The 17,057-nt window shown below is 62.2% G+C and carries 17 protein-coding genes and 1 tRNA gene; 11 read left to right on the top strand and 7 right to left on the bottom strand.

Translation table 11 applies throughout. The features are described 5' to 3' along the window. The first annotated feature begins 612 nt into the window (after nucleotides 1–612). Complete coding sequence (locus KTJ77_RS05720) at nucleotides 613–2,871, top strand: Rne/Rng family ribonuclease (protein WP_254367621.1); 2,259 nt, start codon at nucleotides 613–615, stop codon at nucleotides 2,869–2,871. 63 nt (nucleotides 2,872–2,934) lie between these two features. Here KTJ77_RS05720 and KTJ77_RS05725 read toward each other — a convergent pair whose 3' ends face one another. Continuing rightward, a complete protein-coding gene (locus KTJ77_RS05725) occupies nucleotides 2,935–3,207 on the bottom strand; it encodes a DUF4031 domain-containing protein (protein ID WP_217337499.1) in 273 nt (90 codons plus the stop codon). A 295-nt stretch (nucleotides 3,208–3,502) separates the two neighbouring features. On the opposite strand from KTJ77_RS05725, the gene rplU reads away from it, so the two are divergent. The 10 genes from rplU to KTJ77_RS05775 all read left to right on the top strand — a co-directional run bounded on the left by rplU (nucleotide 3,503) and on the right by KTJ77_RS05775 (nucleotide 10,473). Then, entirely contained in the window at nucleotides 3,503–3,811 is a 309-nt protein-coding gene (gene rplU, locus KTJ77_RS05730; RefSeq protein WP_217337500.1) for a 50S ribosomal protein L21, read from the top strand. Between the two features lie 18 nt (nucleotides 3,812–3,829). Continuing rightward, entirely contained in the window at nucleotides 3,830–4,081 is a 252-nt protein-coding gene (gene rpmA / locus KTJ77_RS05735; protein ID WP_147824485.1) for a 50S ribosomal protein L27, read from the top strand. Nucleotides 4,082–4,144: 63 nt separating this feature from the next. Next, nucleotides 4,145–5,647 carry a GTPase ObgE gene (gene obgE, locus KTJ77_RS05740; RefSeq protein ID WP_217337501.1) on the top strand — a complete coding sequence of 501 codons (1,503 nt, stop codon included), beginning with the start codon at nucleotides 4,145–4,147 and terminating at the stop codon, nucleotides 5,645–5,647. After that, nucleotides 5,644–6,471 carry a glutamate 5-kinase gene (gene proB / locus KTJ77_RS05745; protein ID WP_217337502.1) on the top strand — a complete coding sequence of 276 codons (828 nt, stop codon included), beginning with the start codon at nucleotides 5,644–5,646 and terminating at the stop codon, nucleotides 6,469–6,471. Before obgE ends, proB begins: the two co-directional genes overlap by 4 nt. Continuing rightward, on the top strand, nucleotides 6,468–7,730 hold the full coding sequence (locus KTJ77_RS05750) for a glutamate-5-semialdehyde dehydrogenase (protein WP_217337503.1): 1,263 nt from the start codon (nucleotides 6,468–6,470) through the stop codon (nucleotides 7,728–7,730). Before proB ends, KTJ77_RS05750 begins: the two co-directional genes overlap by 4 nt. Nucleotides 7,731–7,780: 50 nt before the next feature. Then, complete coding sequence (locus tag KTJ77_RS05755; protein WP_217337504.1) at nucleotides 7,781–8,002, top strand: hypothetical protein; 222 nt, start codon at nucleotides 7,781–7,783, stop codon at nucleotides 8,000–8,002. A gap of 9 nt (nucleotides 8,003–8,011) precedes the next feature. Further along, on the top strand, nucleotides 8,012–8,608 hold the full coding sequence (nadD, locus tag KTJ77_RS05760; protein ID WP_217337505.1) for a nicotinate-nucleotide adenylyltransferase: 597 nt from the start codon (nucleotides 8,012–8,014) through the stop codon (nucleotides 8,606–8,608). Then, nucleotides 8,605–9,960: a hypothetical protein gene (locus KTJ77_RS05765; protein ID WP_217337506.1), complete on the top strand. Its 1,356-nt coding sequence runs from the start codon at nucleotides 8,605–8,607 to the stop codon at nucleotides 9,958–9,960. Before nadD ends, KTJ77_RS05765 begins: the two co-directional genes overlap by 4 nt. Then, a complete protein-coding gene (gene rsfS, locus KTJ77_RS05770) occupies nucleotides 9,960–10,337 on the top strand; it encodes a ribosome silencing factor (protein WP_217337507.1) in 378 nt (125 codons plus the stop codon). The genes KTJ77_RS05765 and rsfS overlap by 1 nt, the downstream gene beginning before the upstream one ends. 63 nt (nucleotides 10,338–10,400) lie before the next feature. After that, nucleotides 10,401–10,473, top strand: a tRNA-Ala gene (locus tag KTJ77_RS05775). A 133-nt stretch (nucleotides 10,474–10,606) separates the two neighbouring features. On the opposite strand, the gene KTJ77_RS05780 is transcribed toward KTJ77_RS05775, so the two are convergent. The 6 genes from KTJ77_RS05780 to KTJ77_RS05805 all read right to left on the bottom strand — a co-directional run bounded on the left by KTJ77_RS05780 (nucleotide 10,607) and on the right by KTJ77_RS05805 (nucleotide 16,974). Continuing rightward, entirely contained in the window at nucleotides 10,607–11,788 is a 1,182-nt protein-coding gene (locus KTJ77_RS05780; RefSeq protein ID WP_217337508.1) for a low temperature requirement protein A, read from the bottom strand. 135 nt (nucleotides 11,789–11,923) lie between these two features. Then, on the bottom strand, nucleotides 11,924–12,805 hold the full coding sequence (locus KTJ77_RS05785; protein ID WP_217337509.1) for an SDR family oxidoreductase: 882 nt from the start codon (nucleotides 12,803–12,805) through the stop codon (nucleotides 11,924–11,926). Between the two features lie 68 nt (nucleotides 12,806–12,873). Next, on the bottom strand, nucleotides 12,874–13,824 hold the full coding sequence (locus KTJ77_RS05790; RefSeq protein WP_217337510.1) for a DNA topoisomerase IB: 951 nt from the start codon (nucleotides 13,822–13,824) through the stop codon (nucleotides 12,874–12,876). A 14-nt stretch (nucleotides 13,825–13,838) separates the two neighbouring features. Then, a complete protein-coding gene (locus KTJ77_RS05795) occupies nucleotides 13,839–14,360 on the bottom strand; it encodes an FHA domain-containing protein (protein WP_254367373.1) in 522 nt (173 codons plus the stop codon). Between the two features lie 95 nt (nucleotides 14,361–14,455). After that, nucleotides 14,456–14,965, bottom strand: coding sequence for an FHA domain-containing protein (locus KTJ77_RS05800; protein ID WP_254367374.1), 510 nt, complete (start codon nucleotides 14,963–14,965; stop codon nucleotides 14,456–14,458). Between the two features lie 137 nt (nucleotides 14,966–15,102). After that, on the bottom strand, nucleotides 15,103–16,974 hold the full coding sequence (locus tag KTJ77_RS05805) for a DEAD/DEAH box helicase (RefSeq protein WP_217337511.1): 1,872 nt from the start codon (nucleotides 16,972–16,974) through the stop codon (nucleotides 15,103–15,105). Nucleotides 16,975–17,057 lie beyond the last annotated feature (83 nt).

The raw sequence follows: 17,057 nt of genomic DNA on the forward strand, positions 1-17,057 counted from the left end.
CCGTGGTCCAAGAAGACTTTGGGGGCACATGATGCCCTCGCGATCCGAGCCTAGAGCCGATCGCATGCCGATAGAGTTCGCGGTACCGCAGGTGCGGAGCCGCACGAGAGAATTGCCGGGCAGCGCGCGGAGTTGCCCGCAGGGAGTGCGCCAGCAATGGCTGATCAGAATAATGAAGACCACGCTACCCACAACGACGATGCACCTCTCGAGCCGACCACGGCTCCTGAAGGTGCAGGCACGGTCGTAGACGAGACGTCTGGCGAGGCAGCACCTGCCGCCGACACGCCGACCGCCGAAGCACCTGCCGCCGACACGCCGACCGCCGAAGCACCTGCCGCCGACATTGTCGTGCCGCCGATGCCGCCGTTGCCGGAGATTGCCGACGATGCTGCTGCCAAGGTAACCAACACTCCCGAGAGCCCTGCTGATGCTGGTGTCTCGACCGTGGTTCCGGAACCATCAGCTGACGATGCCCAAGCCGGGGGCGTAGCAACTCCCGCTGACGGCACGCTCGACGACTCGCTGGCTGAACAGGCACCCACAGATTCACGGGCCGAGGAGAACGCAGCCGAGGCTCCCGCTCCGACCGCCGACGCTCCCGCTGAACAGATGCCCGCCGATGCTCCGGCCGACAAGACGACCGTTGAGGCCGCGGCTGATGACGCGCCGGCCGACGGAACCGCGGGAGACGCCGCGGGGGAGAAGAACGCCGACGCGTCCGAGGCTGCTCAGACGCCTGAAGAGCCTGCAGCACCCGCTAAACCGGAACCCGTAACCGCGGTATCGCTGGGATTGTTGCCTGAGACGTTCGTGTCGCAGGTGTCGACGGCATTGCACTTTTATGCTCCTGAGTTCGTCGTGTTGCCCGCGTTGCCGACTCCGCACCACGACGAAGAATCGTCGAACTCGCGTCGTCGCCGCCGCCGTGGCGGTTCGAGTGACGTCGAAGAGGCACAGGTGACGCCGCCTGCTCGTCGTCAGCGTGCCGTTGAAGTGATCACCGAACCGCAGCGCATTAAGGGCTCGACCCGTCTTGAGGCGAAGAAGCAGCGCCGCCGGGATGGTCGCGAGGCCGGTCGCCGTCGCACTGTTGTGACAGAAGCCGAGTTCCTCGCACGTCGTGAGGCCGTTGACCGTCAGATGATCGTGCGCTCGAAGTCGGGTCGCATTCAGATCGCTGTTCTGGAAGACAACGTGCTTGTTGAGCACTACGTTGCCCGCAACCAAGATGCATCGCTGATCGGTAACGTCTACATCGGTCGCGTGCAGAACGTGTTGCCGTCGATGGAAGCCGCATTCGTTGACATCGGCCGCGGCCGAAACGCCGTGCTGTACTCCGGCGAGGTGGACTGGGACTCGGTTGAGACCGGCAACCAGCCACGTCGCATCGAACTTGCCCTGAAGACCGGCGACAAGGTTCTCGTGCAGGTCACGAAAGACCCGGTCGGTCACAAGGGTGCTCGTCTGACGAGCCAGATCTCATTGCCTGGCCGCTACCTGGTGTACGTGCCCGGTGGCGCCATGAACGGCATCTCTCGCAAGCTTCCTGACACGGAGCGTGCACGCCTGAAGCGCATTCTCAAGGAGGTTCTCCCGGAGTCGAGCGGCGTCATCGTGCGTACCGCTGCTGAGGGAGCAACCGAAGAGCAGCTGACCGTTGACGTGCAGCGACTCACCGCGCAGTGGGAGCACATCGCGAAGGTTTCCGAATCGGGCCAGGCCCCGCAGCTGTTGCACTCCGAGCCTGACCTGCTCGTCAAGATTGTTCGTGACGTCTTCAACGAAGACTTCACGAAGATGATCATTCAGGGCGATGAAGCGCAGCGCACGATCGAAAACTACCTTGCAGGCGTCGCTCCTGACCTGCTGGAGCGTGTGGAACGCTACGACGGCGACGCAGACCCGTTCGACTCGTTCCGCATCACGGAGCAGATCGAAAAGGCTCTTGATCGTAAGGTGTGGTTGCCTTCCGGCGGTTCGCTTGTGATCGACCGCACCGAAGCGATGACGGTCGTTGACGTTAACACCGGCAAGTTTGTCGGCTCGGGCGGAAACCTCGAAGAAACCGTCACCAAGAACAACCTTGAGGCCGCAGAAGAAATCGTTCGCCAGCTTCGACTGCGCGACATCGGTGGCATCATCGTCATCGACTTCATCGATATGGTTCTCGAGACCAACCGTGATCTCGTCTTGCGCCGTCTCGTTGAATGCTTGAGCCGCGACCGTACGAAGCACCAGGTCGCCGAGGTTACCTCGCTCGGCCTCGTGCAGATGACGCGAAAGAAGCTCGGCCTCGGCCTGCTGGAGACCTTCAGCGAGCCGTGCGAGGTATGTGCTGGCCGCGGCGTGGTCGTGCACCACGACCCGGTCGTGAAGCACCGCTCCAACTCGTCGAGTGGCAGCAACTCGAACCAGAACCGTCGTCAGCGCGGGAATAACAACGCCAACCAGAACGCTGGCGGCAACCCCGGTGCCGCCAGCTCTCCTGCAGCGGCAAGCTCGTCGGCCGCGCCCGTGACCGGCACCCACATCATTCCTGAGGGTGCTAAGACAGCCCTGGCGCAGATTGCTGCCTCGACGAAGGTACCGAGCGCCACGGAACCGGCCAATGACACTCAGACGGATGCTCCCGTCGAGCGTGCGAAGAAACCGCGCAAGAAGAAGCCGGCCGCTGACACCCAGCGTGACACGCGCACGAAGTCGGAGAAGGAGCAGCTTCTCGAGTCGGTGCTTGACGCATTGCCTGAACCAAAGGCACCAGGACAGGGCCGTTCCCGGTCGCGTCGCGTGACGACGGCAGCACTTACAGGCACACCGGTGTCCACGACCCCGGTCATTGACGCCGCGCCCGAATCTGTAGCGGAGTAATCCGTTCCACACACAGAACCGCCCATCGGCCTTCGAAGCCGGTGGGCGGTTCTGTGTTTCTCCTCAGCGGCCGCGTCGTTCGCGCATCGTCACACGCAAGCCGGAGGCGATGAGACGGCGAGTCAGCTCATGACTGTCGACAAGCGACGCGCCGTCATCGATGAGCTGCTGCCAAATTTCTTCCGGAATGTCGTAATGGTCAAAATCGAACCCTCGTCGGGGAATTCTGTGACGCGCGGCGAACTCGTGGAGCTCGTCCAGATTGTCATCACTGATCAAATGTGCCCATAACCGGCCGTGTGCAGGCCAACGGGGCGTATCGACGAGTATGCTCACTGTTAGATGTTAGGTCTCACACTGTGAGATCGAGCATTCGTCTACCGGCGTTGCGGTGGTTCCCGTGTGGGTGCCGCTGGGAGTCGCCTGCGACACGCCACCCTGGTTTTGCTGGGTGGGGCATGTATCAGGTAAAGTAGACCCTTGGTGCGCATACCGCGTCGTCCGCCCAGGCGGCGTCGAAAGACTTGCAGCCGCACCACCTCCTTGTGAGGGCCTGATTTTCGGGTGATGCAAGCAGAGTCTTTTACGACATTTCGGAGCAATTCAGCTCCCTAACGAAACAAGGTGTGAAGTGGTTTACGCAGTTGTGCGCGCCGGCGGACGTCAGGAGAAGGTGGAAGTTGGCACCATCGTGCAGCTCGACCGTCTCAAGGCAGCTCAGGGTGAGAAGATCGAACTGCCCGCTGTCCTGCTCGTTGACGGCGAAGCCGTAACGACCGACGCGGACAAGCTCGCGAAGGTTAAGGTCACCGCTGAGGTTCTTGGCAACCTCCGTGGCCCGAAGATCGTCATCCAGAAGTACAAGAACAAGACCGGCTACAAGAAGCGCCAGGGTCACCGTCAGGACCTGACTCGCGTCAAGGTCACCGGCATCAAGTAAGCCAAGGAGAAACACGAGATGGCACACAAAAAGGGCGCAAGCTCCACCCGTAACGGTCGTGACTCCAACGCACAGCGCCTCGGCGTGAAGCGTTTCGGCGGCCAGACTGTCAACGCAGGCGAGATCCTCGTCCGTCAGCGCGGCACGCACTTCCACCCCGGCGCAAACGTCGGCCGTGGTGGCGATGACACGCTCTTCGCTCTTGCAGCGGGCGCTGTCGAGTTCGGCACGAAGGGCGGCCGCAAGGTCGTCAATATCGTCGCTGAGTAACACTCAAGCTTCAGGACAGGGGCGGGCTTCGGCTCGTCCCTTTCCATTTACCCGGAGGAAATAATGGTTTCGTTTGTCGACCAAGTAACGCTGCACCTGCGCGCGGGCAAGGGCGGTAACGGCTGCGTCTCCGTTCGCCGGGAAAAGTTCAAGCCGCTCGCAGGCCCTGATGGCGGCAACGGTGGTGACGGCGGTGAGATCGTCTTGGTCGCTGACCCGCAGACCACCACACTGCTTTCGTATCACCACGGCCCACACCGCAACGCTGGAAACGGCGGATTCGGAATGGGCGACCACCGTTCCGGCGCCGCAGGGGAGAGCCTCGAGCTTCTCGTTCCTGTCGGCACGGTTGTCAAAGACCCCTCGGGCGAAGTTCTCGTTGACCTGGTTGAGCCCGGAATGCGATTTATCGCTGCCCCCGGCGGCCAGGGCGGTCTCGGCAACGCGGCGCTTGCGACGCAGAAGCGCAAGGCGCCTGGCTTTGCGCTCCTCGGAACCCCTGGCTGGGACGGCGACGTCGTTCTCGAGCTCAAGACGGTTGCTGATGTGGCACTCGTTGGCTACCCGAGTGCAGGAAAGTCAAGCCTGATCGCCGCACTGTCTGCAGCACGGCCCAAGATTGCTGATTACCCCTTCACGACGCTGCACCCGAACCTGGGCGTCGTGCAGGCAGGCGAGTCGCGCTACACCGTGGCCGATGTTCCCGGCCTCATCGAAGGTGCCAGCGAGGGCCGCGGACTCGGTCTCGAGTTTCTACGTCACGTTGAGCGGTGCTCCGTGCTCGTCCACGTTCTCGACTGCGCCACGCTCGACCCGGGCCGCGACCCGCTCAGCGACCTCGACATCATCCTCGCCGAGCTCGAGGCCTACCCGGTGCCAGACGGACAGGTGCCGCTGCTCGAGCGCCCACAGCTGATTGCCCTGAACAAGGTTGACGTCCCCGACGCCAAGGAGCTTGCGGAGTTTGTGCGCGGCGATCTGGAAGAGCGCGGATTCCGCGTCTTCGAGATCTCGACGATTGCCCACACGGGTTTGCGCGAACTGTCCTTCGCGATCGCCGAGCTGGTCGGAGCGCACCGCGCATCTGTCGCTGAAGAGCCGACTCCGCAGCGTGTCGTATTGCGGCCCCGAGCCAAGGGCCAAGGCGATTTCCACGTTCGTATCGACGGTGGTAGCTACGGCAACTTCTACCGCATCATCGGCGAGAAGCCCGAGCGCTGGGTCATGCAGACCGACTTCCAGAACGACGAGGCCGTGGGCTACCTTGCCGAGCGCCTCGACAAGCTGGGCATCGATAACGCGCTGTTCCGTGCAGGTGCGGTGCCAGGTGCAACCGTGATCATTGGCGAAGGCGATGGCATCGTCTTTGACTGGGATCCCTCGATCTCATCCGCAGCCGAGGTCATGGTCTCGCCGCGTGGTTCCGACCCCCGTGTCGACCCGAACACACGCCGCACGACGTCGCAGCGCCGTGAGCAGTACAAGAAGACGATGGACGCGCGTACGTTCGAGCGTGCTCTGGAAGAGGAGCGACGCTTGGCACGTGAGGAGGACGAAACCGAATGACCGCACAGACGCGAGCAGACATCGCCACAGTACGTCGCGTTGTCGTTAAGGTCGGTTCGTCTTCGATCTCTGGTGAAGAGTCGTGGCGCATCCCCATGCTCGTGCATGCGCTTGCCGACGCTCACCGCGCAGGCATTGAGGTCACGCTGGTTTCTTCCGGTGCTATCGCCACCGGCATGCCCTACCTGAACCTGGAGAGCCGTCCTTCAGATCTGGCGACTCAGCAGGCAGCTGCTGCCGTCGGCCAGAACGTCTTGGTCTTCCGCTACCAGGAAGCACTGCGCCCGTTCCACATCGTGGCCGGGCAGGTTCTTCTCACCGCTCATGACCTGGAGAATCCGACGCCGCGGTCCAACGCACGCCGCGCGATGGAACGCCTGCTGAGCCTGCGCATTATGCCGATCGTCAACGAGAACGACACGGTGGCAACGCACGAGATTCGGTTCGGTGACAACGATCGTCTTGCGGCCCTCGTTGCGCGATTGATTGGTGCGGACGCGCTCATTCTGCTGAGCGATATCGAGTCGCTCTACACGAAGCCGCCGCAGGAGGAGGGTGCTGAGCCCATCGACACCATCCTGCCGACGGACGATCTGTCGCAACTGCAGTTTGGTTCCGCGGTCGTCAACACGGTCGGAACCGGTGGTGCGGCCACGAAAGTATCGGCAGCCCGGTTGGCGGCGGCGTCCGGCATCGGGGTGCTCGTGACGAGCGCTGACAACGTTGCCGCCGCGCTCAAGGGCGAGGCCGTTGGTACGTGGTTCGCGCCAGCGGATGTTGAGAGCACGCCACTCACTGGCGCAATCGATATGGTTGAGGCGTGACCGAAAACTTCCCGCAGGAGCTGGTACAGCGCCTGGTTGCCGCCAAGGATGCCTCCCGTGAGGTTGCTCGCCTGACGAGTGGCCAAAAGACGACGGTATTGAACGCCATCGCTGATGCGTTGGAGTCGTCGAGCGCGCGTATCGTTGCCGCGAACAAGAACGATCTCGACAGGGGCGTGGCCGATGGTATCGGCGATGGCCTTCTTGATCGTCTCCGTCTCGACGAGGGGCGCATTGCGAACCTCGCAGCCGCCGTTCGCGATGTCGCGAAGCTGCCCGATCCCGTCGGCCAGATTGTTGGCGGGCACCGTTTGCCTAACGGCGTCGCCCTCGAGCAGGTGCGCGTGCCGTTTGGCGTCGTTGGTGCCATTTATGAGGCGCGTCCGAATGTGACCGTTGACATTGCTTCCCTCGCACTGCGCTCAGGCAACGCTGTGCTGTTGCGCGGTGGTTCCGCCGCGCGCGACAGCAACACCGTGCTCGTCGCCATCATGCGTGAGGCACTCGCATCGGCTGGAGTGACGGCCGACGCGATTGGTTCCGTCGATGACTTTGGCCGTGAGGGTGCTCGTGCCCTGATGAAGGGGCGCGGCTACGTCGACGTTCTCGTGCCCCGTGGTTCCGCTTCGCTGATCGAAACCGTCGTTACGGAATCGACGGTTCCGGTTATCGAGACGGGGGCTGGCAACGTGCACATTGTGCTCGACGAGTCGGCGCCGCTGGACTGGGCGCGCGACATCGTGGCAAACGCGAAGACCCAGCGTCCGAGTGTGTGCAACGCCGTCGAGACCGTGCTTGTTCATCAAGCGGCAGCGGAGCGCCTGATTCCCACGGTGGTCACGGCACTGCAGAGCAATGGCGTGACGGTGCACGGCGATGATCGCGTGCGGAACCTGGCCGCAGACGTTGTGCCTGCCACCGCGGAGGATTGGGGCACCGAATACCTCAGCCTCGACCTCGCGATGAAGGTTGTTGACTCGCTTGATGAAGCGCTTGCGCACATCCGTCAGTACTCGACCGGTCACACCGAATCGATCATCACGACCGACCTGCACAACTCCGAGCGCTTCCTCGCGGAAGTCGATTCGGCCGTTGTCATGGTGAACGCGTCAACTCGTTTCACCGATGGTGGCGAGTTCGGCTTCGGAGCCGAGGTCGGAATTTCAACCCAGAAACTTCACGCTCGTGGCCCCATGGGGCTCAGCGAGCTGACCAGCACGAAGTGGCTCGCGCGCGGCGCGGGACAGGTTCGCGCATAACGAACTAGACTGAGAATAACCTCTCAGAGATCACCTGATCGGAGTTATCAATGACCATCGCATCCGCGATCCTCACGACCGCCGCAGAAGGCGGCCACGACCCGCTCGCCGTCATGATGCAGACCTTCCCGGCCTTCATCATCGCGATCGGCATTTTCGGACTGCTGGCGCTCGTCGTCGCTTCCTACCGCAACGTCTCAAACCGTCACGCACCGAAGGCAGAACAGTACGCTGCTCGCCACGGTGGCGACGCGCACGGAGCAGGTCACTAGGTTTTCTTGATGACGCAGACGCGGCCTCCTCGTATCGGGGTGATGGGTGGGACATTCGATCCCATTCATCATGGTCACCTGGTAGCAGCGAGTGAGGCCGCTCACTCTTTTGACCTCGATGAGGTCGTTTTCGTGCCAACCGGGCAACCGTGGCAGAAATCTGGAGTGAGCAATCGCGAGCACCGGTATGAAATGACCGTCATCTCGACCGCGTCGAATCCTCGATTTACCGTGAGCCGCGTTGATGTTGATCGTGAAGGCCCGACCTACACGATCGACACGCTGCGCGACCTCAAGGCACAGCGCCCTGACGCCGATCTGTTCTTCATCACCGGAGCAGACGCCGTCGCACAAATTCTCAGTTGGCGCGATCACGACGAACTGTGGGATCTTGCCCACTTCGTCGCGGTCTCACGTCCAGGGCATGTCCTCAGCACCGAAGGACTTCCCAGCGAACGTGTGAGTCAATTAGAGATCCCCGCAATGGCAATTTCATCGACAGACTGTCGCGAACGAGTACAAAGAGGACACCCTGTGTGGTACCTCGTTCCTGACGGTGTCGTGCAATACATTGCAAAGCATCACCTTTATCGGAGCACCGAATGACCCCCAGCGACCAGTCTGCAGACCAGCAGCTGACGCGCCGTCAGCTACGCGAAATCCGGATGACCGGCGCTACGCCTATCGTCACGGCAGAGGCTGCCGCCGAAGCGTTGGCACAGTCTGCGCCGACGCCGGAACCAGCAGAGAATGCTGAGACAGCTCCGGCTGTTGAACAGGCGGCACCTCAAGAAGTAACCCCGGTCGTCGAGACGCCCGCAGAGCCGCCGTTACACCTACCACGCGCGGCTGAACCCATTGCCGAGACCCCTGCGCCCATCGCCGATGCGGCTGTCGATCTCGGCGTTCGTGCACGCACGAGGCGGCAGGCGCGCGCTCAAGAGCGTATCCGCACGAACTCGATTCCTGTGCTCACGCCCGAAGCCGCAACCCCGCCGGCATCCGAGGATGAGCCGCCAGTAACCACTCAGGCTCCTTCAGAAGCAACACCTGCGGCTACAGACAGTGCACCTGCGGTTTCTGAAGCGGAACCCGTGGTTCCAGACGCCGCACCTGCGGTTTCTGAAGCGGAACCCGTGGTTCCGGAGGCCGCACCTGCGGTTTCTGAAGCGGAACCCGTGGTTCCGGAGTCGGAACCCGTGGCAGAAGTAGAGCCTGTAGTTCCGGAATCCGCACCTGCGGTTCCTGAAACAGAACCTGCGGCAGAAGCAGAGCCCGTGGTTTCGGAATCCGCACAGGCGGTTCCGGAAGCAGAGTCGGTGACCATGGATGCGGAATCTGCAGCAGACGCAGAAGACGCACAATCACAGTGGGCACCGCGCGCGGCTACGGGTGCAGCATCGATTCCGATGTCTGACCCCGCCGAAGCGAGTGACTCATCGCTGTCGGCAGCGACGACCGCGGCGGCTGACGAAGCCCCGGTTGTTCGAGCTGACTTTGGTTCCGAGATGCTGTCACAGGCCGAAAGCTTCGACGATCTGCTGGTGCGCAGTTCGACGTCGTCAGGTAGCGCGGGCTCAGCAAGCATGCTGATTCTGCCGGTAGATGTTTCGCTTTCGCCGCTGACGGCACCGGTAACGTCGACAGGTCAGGTGATTCTGACCGGCACGTTCGCGTTGCCAGAAGGGCTCGGTTCGCAGGGCCACGCGCCCGGCGTCGCGGACGGAAAAGATGTTGACGCTGTTCTAATTGACGGCGAGCTCGCACCCCAATCTTCCCCCACCCCCATTGCCGCCACAGCGGCTGTGAGTCAAGCAAAGACGCCGGTCGAGATGATTCGCCCGCCGTCCCCTGAAAAGAGCAGCAAATTGGTCGTGGCACTCGCCATTACCGCCGGCCTGCTCTCATTGGCTGCTATTGGCTTCACCATCTATGTCGTAACGACCGGAAAGTTCTAATGACGACCTCCCAGACCACGATCGACATGGTGTCGATCGCAGCCCGTGCCGCCGATGCAAAGGGCGGCGTCGACATCGTCGCGCTCGACGTATCTGAGCCGTTGCCGTTCGTCGACGGTTTCGTAATTGTCACTGGCCGCAACGAGCGCCAGGTTGCCGCTATCGCGGACGAAGTTGAAGAGAAGATGCTTGAAGCTGGCTACAAGCGCCTGCGCCGCGAGGGCCGTGCTGACGCTCGCTGGGTGCTGGAAGACTTCGGCGACATTGTCGTGCACGTCTTCCACGAGGAGGAGCGTATGTACTACTCGCTCGAGCGTCTCTGGAGCGATTGCCCGACCATCCCATTTGAATTACCGACTCCTGTCGAAAATTCCTAATTTGGTCATAACCACCATTCAGCATGTAGTAGGCTGGATGAGTTGCCTCACAAGGGCAACAGAGGGTCTGTGGCGCAGCTGGTAGCGCACCTGCATGGCATGCAGGGGGTCAGGGGTTCGAGTCCCCTCAGATCCACAACAACAAGAAGAGCGTCTCGCACGAGGCGCTCTTCTTCGTTTCTCGCACGCGTAAGGTAGGGACGATTGCTGAGGGTCGCCCTGCTCGCAGGTCGCCGCGCGACCACGCTCGATGACGTCGGCGTCGCCGCTCACTCATACCGCGTGGCGTCGTGAGACGCGCGCTCAATCGGCGAACGCCACACGAGTACCGCCACCACGCCCACGAGAATCCCGGTGGTAACGGCGAAGGGCACGGGGAGCAGGGGATCCGCCAGAATGAGAACGACGGCGAGCGGAACCACGGTATTGACCCAGACGTCCGCATTGCGGCGGATAGCGAGCAGCCACACGCCAAGAACGAAGACCGCGAGCGGGATCGTGTACGCATAGGCGGCCCAGGGGGTCCCGACCTCACTGTGTCCGGTCAGGACATCGATCTCGAGCTCAATGCCAGCGGAAAACGCTCCCGCTGCGGCGAAGATGAAGTAATGGCCGTAGCCATAGATCAGTGAGTTGCGCATGCCCCCGATCGCGTGATGGTGCGGCGGCCAGAAATAGATCCACCACAGTGCCGCCGTTGCAATCAGTGTCAGCAACGCCGTTCCGACGAGCGATCCGAGTCGCTCGCCGCTCTGCAATGCGGCAATGATCGCGTTGGACGAAGCCAGCAGACTTTCGCCGAGCAAGATCAGCGTAAACAAGCCGTATCGCTCGGTGATGTGATGCGGATGCCACGGCGTGGTTCCATTTTTCTCTGCCACAACAGGTACAGACACCTCCGCGAGGATCAGGACCACGACGACGATGGGGAAGATTGCAGTCGGCAACAGAAGAGACGCTAGCCAGAGGAGCTGCACGACGGCGATGCCCGCCGCATACGCGAGCGTCGTGCGCCGTAGGATCGGGGTGCCGCGAGACGCGCGGAGCCATTGGACGAGCATCGCTGCACGCATGACAACGTACGCGTAGATCGAGATCGTAAAGTTGCCCTCGTTGAATGCTGGGCCGATGCCGGCGGCGAGCACGAGAACGCCACTCATCTGCACGATCGTGATGAGCCGATAGAGCCAATCGTCAGTGTCGAAGGAGGTCGCGAACCACGTGAAGTTCATCCACGCCCACCAGATCGCGAAGAACACGACGGCATAACTCATGATGCCGTCGAGCACATGCGCAGCAGCGAGCGCGTGATGCAGGTTCGCGGAGGCGATGCTGACGGCGACAACGAACACCAGGTCGAAGAACAACTCAAGGCTTGATGCCGGGCGGAACGCCTCATGTGGATCACGTGGGCGCATTGGCGTGAGACGGAATCGCGGTGATCCTTGCATCGTTTTCCCCTTGTTCCGGCTAACCACCGTGCGAGTCGCCGGAGGCGAGCATAGTCCTGTGCAGGACTCGGAACCAAGGGGCCCTGTGGCAAAAGCGCGGCGCGACATCCGTCGCGCCGCGCAAAACGCGATCGACTAGAGGTGCTTGCCGCCTGTCACCGCGAGTACGGCTCCGGAAACGTACGATGCGTCCTCTGATGCCAGATAGACGTAAGCTCCCGCGAGTTCAGCGGGCTGGCCGGCGCGGCCTAGCGGCGTATCTTGCCCGAAGGAAGGAAGTTTATCTGGCCAATCGGTGGCGGGAATGAGCGGTGTCCAGATGGGGCCAGGAGCGACAGCATTGACTCGAATTCCTGACGCGCCCTGCTCGCTGGCCAGTGCTCGGACGAAGGCGACCTGAGCCGCCTTCGTCATCGCATAATCGAGGAGCTCAGGAGACGGGGAAGCGGATTGGATTGAAGAAGTCACAATGACGGAACTACCGGGCGGCATGAGCGGAAGGGCGGTACGTGCCATCCAGAACGGTGCATAAAGGTTCGTCTTCATCACTCGATCGAACTCGATGGTGCTGAAGGCAGCTTGCTCATCGCGGCTGCGTTGGTACCCGGCGTTGAGCACGAGAATATCGAGGCCGCCCAATGCATCGAATGCGTCCCGCACCACCTTCTCGCTCGTCGCTTCATCAGTGATGTCGCCGGGCAACGATACTGCAGTGCGCCCGGTGGCCCTCAGCACCTCAAGGGTGTCGTCAGCGTCGTCTTGCTCTTGCGGCAAATGGCTAATCGCAACATCCGCCCCCTCTCGCGCATACGCGATAGCGACCGCGCGGCCGATGCCGGAGTCGCCACCGGTGATCAGCGCTCGGCGGCCGGTCAGGCGGCGCGCGCCCCGATAAGAATCTTCACCGTGATCGGGCCGTGGGTTTGTTTCACTGACAAGCCCGGGTTGGGTGCCGGTATCACGGGGGAAACCGTCGGAGTAGTACTTCGTGCGGGGGTCCACGATCGATTCAGTCATACCCCGACGTTAGGGGCGGGCGAGATTAGTGGCGAGGGGGTTGACAGCTCTCGAGAGCGATGCGAGGACTACGCTTCGAGAAGTTTTCGTAGGCCGGTCACGCCGGCCCGCCGACCACCAGCGATCACTTCGCCCCGTTCGTACGCCTCAAAGAGCCGTGGATCTATGTAGCTCGAGCGTGCGACGCTCTCGGTATTTCCTAACGCCGTGGCGGCCGCTCGCACGGCCTCGTGGATGGCTGCTGCGTGCGCTTTGGCGTCATCCTGAGCGCCATATTCCGCCAAGGAACGCGCTGCTTCTAACGTGCCATGCAACGTGCGAAAATCTTTTGCGGTGAACTCACCGCCGGTCCGTTCCCGCACATCGGCGTTAACCTCGGGTGCCCGCAAAGGATGCCAGCCGGCATCATCATGCCACGCGAGGAGCCGCCGACCGGGGCCGCGAGCCGTCAGCAGACGGAGCACGGCGGCAAGATCCGGGTCGTGGAGCTCGGAGTCCCACCGCAGGCCTCCCTTTGCCCGAAACCTCAGCCCGATATCAGCGTCAGCAAGGCGAACATGGCGACAGCGAAGGGTTGAGACACCGACGGTCTTGTGGGTGTGCTCGTACGCTTCCGATCCGATGCGGACGAGCGCAGAATCAAGAATTCTAAATGCCGCAGCGAGGACAACCCGCCGTTCGGTGGTTCCGCGGCGCAAATCCTTGGTCACGCCCTGTCTCGCCCTTGGCAATACATCGGCGAGATCCAGTGCACGCGCGAACTTTTCTTCTGCCGCAGCCGCAATCCACGACGGGTGGTATCGGTATTGGGTGCGACCATCGGCGTCGACGCCGATGGCCAACACCTTGGCATCAGGGGAGTGAGCGATGTAGACATCGTTCCACGCGGGCGGAATCACGAGATCCCGGAACCGTTGAAGTTGCGTTTCTGAGGTGATGCGGGTGCCGTCGGCGGCACGGTATTCGAAACCGCGCCCGCGCCGGATTCGCCGTATCGCGTCCGCACCGACCGCGGTCATGTGTTGTTCCGTGACTAATCGTCCTGGACTTCCCACCCAGCACGTGGCTGTGTGGTTCCGTCACTGTAGTCGGGCCGTTTCGGCTGCGGCGGCTGGTCTGACAATTCGCCACCCACGCGCCCGCCAAACGGGCGGCCATGGTCGGCATATTCGTCGCGTTGAAAGACGAATCGCCACGCTCCGGCCGTGAAATGCGCACCGTGGCGCAGGGTTTCGGTGTTGTCTCCAGGCGCGGTGGCGCTTGACGTCGGGTTGGCGTTCATTTCGCCTTCGCCATGGAGGGTCACGACATACTCGTCACGATCGTCGTGCGTAATCGTCGCGTGCAGCGATTCCATGTCAGGAAGCGTCAACGTACACGTCGGTGAGGAGCCGATCGTCGTTACTTCGTCGACGAGCTCATAGGTCATTCTTTCTGGCTCATTGGTGATGAGAAGCCGCGGGTGTCCTGCACCACGTTCGGCATGGGTCGTCGTTGCCGGGGGAGTTGAGCGCACCGTTTGGTCGCTCATGGCGCCATGCATTCGTTCGTTCATACCCGCAGGCTAGGCCAGTTTGCGCGCAATCGTGAGCCCCTTGACAAGCCAGCAGGACGCCCGCTCAGTCAGGTGCGGCGCCGACGGGGGCGGAACTAGTCTTTCGGGGCTTGCGGCTCCTCCCGGTGAGCGTAGTCAGGTCGTTGGGGTTGCGACTTCTGCATTGAAGCCCAGCCGCCCTCGCGGCCACCGTACGGGCGTCCGTGGTCGGCGAACTCGTCTCGTTGAAAAACGAATCGCCACGGGCCCGCTGTGAAGGTGGCTCCGGAACGGAGAATTTCACTGTCTTCACCGCGAGAAACCGGGTCGATGTGCAGGTTCGCATTGGTTATGCCTGCGCCGATCATCGTCAGCACGTACTCATCACGCTTGTCATGGGAGATGGAGGCATGTGACTGATCGATATCGGGCAAGACGATCGTCGACGTTCCAGACGAACCAATCGTGGTGAGATCAGCCGTGAGGTCGAAGACGTATCGGATGTCGGGCTCGCGCGTCACCAGCAGACGAGGGTTTCCTGCGCCCCACTCTGCGTGCGTGGTGGTGGGCACGGGGCCAGTGCGTATGTGCTGTTCAGTCATAGCGCCGTGCAATTTTTCGTTCATGCGCGCATGATACGCCTGCGTTGCCTACGCATCTAGCCCCGCTGGTGCGGGCACGTGCCGCCACCGCGCCGCCGGAAAAGAGCTGGGGGCTCTCACCGAAACGGTGAGAGCCCCCAGCCTGTTAACGATCGCTGTGTTTAGCGGTCGGTGTGCTTGTGGCGCGGCTTGCGAGTCGGACGCTCGTCGCCGTTGTTTTCGTAGCGCGGACGTTCGTCGCGGTTCGAACCTTCCTTGCGGAATCCACCGTCGCGGTCATCACGACGTGGGCGATCGTTGCGGTAACCGTCGTCTTCGCGACGGCGCCCAGCCGGACGACCACGGTCGGGCTTGATCTCGATCAAACGACCCGAGATACGAGTATCGCGCAGCTTGTCAAGCGTTCCTGCAGGCAGCGTGGTCGGCAACTCAACGATGGAGAAGTCTGGCTTGATCGCGATCGCACCGAAGTCATCGCGGCCGAGTCCACCTTCGTTTGCGAGGGCACCGACGATCTGACGCGGTTCGACACGGTGACGACGACCGACCTCGATGCGGTAAGCGGTGAACGCACCCGAGTTGCGCTCGCGACGCGGTCGCGGCTCTCCGCCATCGCGGTCACGGGACTTCTTGCCACGCCCTTCAACGCGCGCGAGTTCTTCGCGCATGCGTGCGTCTTCGGCGTCGTCGAGCAAGAGGGGAGTGTCGCCCTGCGCGACAATGGCCAAGGCTGACGCAACGTCAGCCTCGGGCACATCGTGGTTGCGGACATAGTGCGCGATGATGTCGCGGAACTTGTTCATCCGCTCGGTTTCGGCGAGAGCGGCCGTAATCGAGTCGTCAAAACGTGCCAGGCGCGTGTTGTTGACATCTTCACTCGTCGGAAGCTGCATTTGCGTCGGCTGTTGGCGCGTCGCCTTCTCGATGTGACCGAGCAGGTAGCGTTCGCGGGGCGTGACAAAGCTGATGGCATCGCCCGTGCGGCCGGCGCGACCGGTGCGACCAATGCGGTGCACGTAGGACTCGGTGTCGGTCGGGATGTCAAAGTTCACGACGTGGCTGAGACGCTCAACGTCGAGACCACGCGCGGCAACATCGGTCGCCACCAGGATGTCGAGCTTGCCGTCCTTCAGCTGGTTGACGGTGCGCTCACGCTGAGCCTGAGCGACATCGCCGCTGATGGCAGCAGCCGAGTATCCGCGTGCACGAAGCTTTTCGGCGACGGTCTCGGTTTCGCCGCGCGTACGCACGAAGATGATCATGCCGTCGAAGTTCTCGACTTCGAGGATGCGCGTCAGCGCATCAAGCTTCTGCTGGTGCGAGACGATGACGTAGCGCTGGGTGATGTTGGTGTTGGTCGTGGTCTTCGACTTGACCGTGATCTCTTGCGGCTCACGCAGGTAGCTCTTCGAGATGCGGCGGATCTGTGACGGCATGGTCGCGGAGAACAGTGCGACCTGCTTGTCGGCGGGGGTCTCCGCAAGAATCGTCTCGATGTCTTCGACGAAGCCCATCTTCAGCATTTCATCGGCCTCATCGAGGACCAGGTACTTGAGCTGTGAGAGATCAAGCGTGCCCTTGTCGAGGTGGTCCATGATGCGGCCGGGGGTGCCAACCACAATGTGAACCCCACGGCGGAGTGCCGACAACTGCACGCCATAGCCCTGACCGCCGTAGACGGGGAGCACGTGCACGTTCTTCATGCGTGCGGCGTACGCTTCAAAAGCCTCAGAGACCTGGAGCGCGAGTTCGCGAGTCGGCGCCAGGACGAGGGCCTGGGGTGTCTTCTGGGAGATGTCGAGGCGCTGCATGATCGGCAGAGCGAATGCGGCAGTCTTGCCTGTTCCGGTCTGTGCCATGCCGACGACGTCATGGCCCTCGAGGAGAATCGGGATTGTTGCCGCTTGGATCGCGGAGGGTCGTTCATAACCCAGGTCGCGGATCGCGGCAAGAACGGGCCCATCGAGGCCGAGATCAGCGAAGGTGACCTGTTCCTCGTGAGTTTCGGGAGCGGTGTCTTCTGTTTCCTTCACCTACCAAGCGTACCGCCTCTACCCGTTGACACCAGTCGCTCGGACAGTCAGTGGTAGTGTTAGCAGGTCTTGCACACGAATTC

Origin of the sequence: Microbacterium sp. NC79, assembly GCF_019061125.1 — a bacterium.
Lineage (GTDB): Bacteria > Actinomycetota > Actinomycetes > Actinomycetales > Microbacteriaceae > Microbacterium.

What these genes read in the sequence shown, in the direction of transcription:
- KTJ77_RS05785 (WP_217337509.1), bottom strand. Translation starts at nt 12,805, where the DNA reads ATGACTGAATCGATCGTGGACCCCCGCACGAAGTACTACTCCGACGGT.
- proB (WP_217337502.1), top strand. Translation starts at nt 5,644, where the DNA reads ATGACCGCACAGACGCGAGCAGACATCGCCACAGTACGTCGCGTTGTC.
- KTJ77_RS05800 (WP_254367374.1), bottom strand. Translation starts at nt 14,965, where the DNA reads ATGAACGAAAAATTGCACGGCGCTATGACTGAACAGCACATACGCACT.
- nadD (WP_217337505.1), top strand. Translation starts at nt 8,012, where the DNA reads ATGACGCAGACGCGGCCTCCTCGTATCGGGGTGATGGGTGGGACATTC.
- KTJ77_RS05780 (WP_217337508.1), bottom strand. Translation starts at nt 11,788, where the DNA reads ATGCAAGGATCACCGCGATTCCGTCTCACGCCAATGCGCCCACGTGAT.
- KTJ77_RS05755 (WP_217337504.1), top strand. Translation starts at nt 7,781, where the DNA reads ATGACCATCGCATCCGCGATCCTCACGACCGCCGCAGAAGGCGGCCAC.
- obgE (WP_217337501.1), top strand. Translation starts at nt 4,145, where the DNA reads ATGGTTTCGTTTGTCGACCAAGTAACGCTGCACCTGCGCGCGGGCAAG.
- rsfS (WP_217337507.1), top strand. Translation starts at nt 9,960, where the DNA reads ATGACGACCTCCCAGACCACGATCGACATGGTGTCGATCGCAGCCCGT.
- KTJ77_RS05720 (WP_254367621.1), top strand. Translation starts at nt 613, where the DNA reads ATGCCCGCCGATGCTCCGGCCGACAAGACGACCGTTGAGGCCGCGGCT.
- rpmA (WP_147824485.1), top strand. Translation starts at nt 3,830, where the DNA reads ATGGCACACAAAAAGGGCGCAAGCTCCACCCGTAACGGTCGTGACTCC.
- KTJ77_RS05765 (WP_217337506.1), top strand. Translation starts at nt 8,605, where the DNA reads ATGACCCCCAGCGACCAGTCTGCAGACCAGCAGCTGACGCGCCGTCAG.
- KTJ77_RS05790 (WP_217337510.1), bottom strand. Translation starts at nt 13,824, where the DNA reads ATGACCGCGGTCGGTGCGGACGCGATACGGCGAATCCGGCGCGGGCGC.
- KTJ77_RS05795 (WP_254367373.1), bottom strand. Translation starts at nt 14,360, where the DNA reads ATGAACGAACGAATGCATGGCGCCATGAGCGACCAAACGGTGCGCTCA.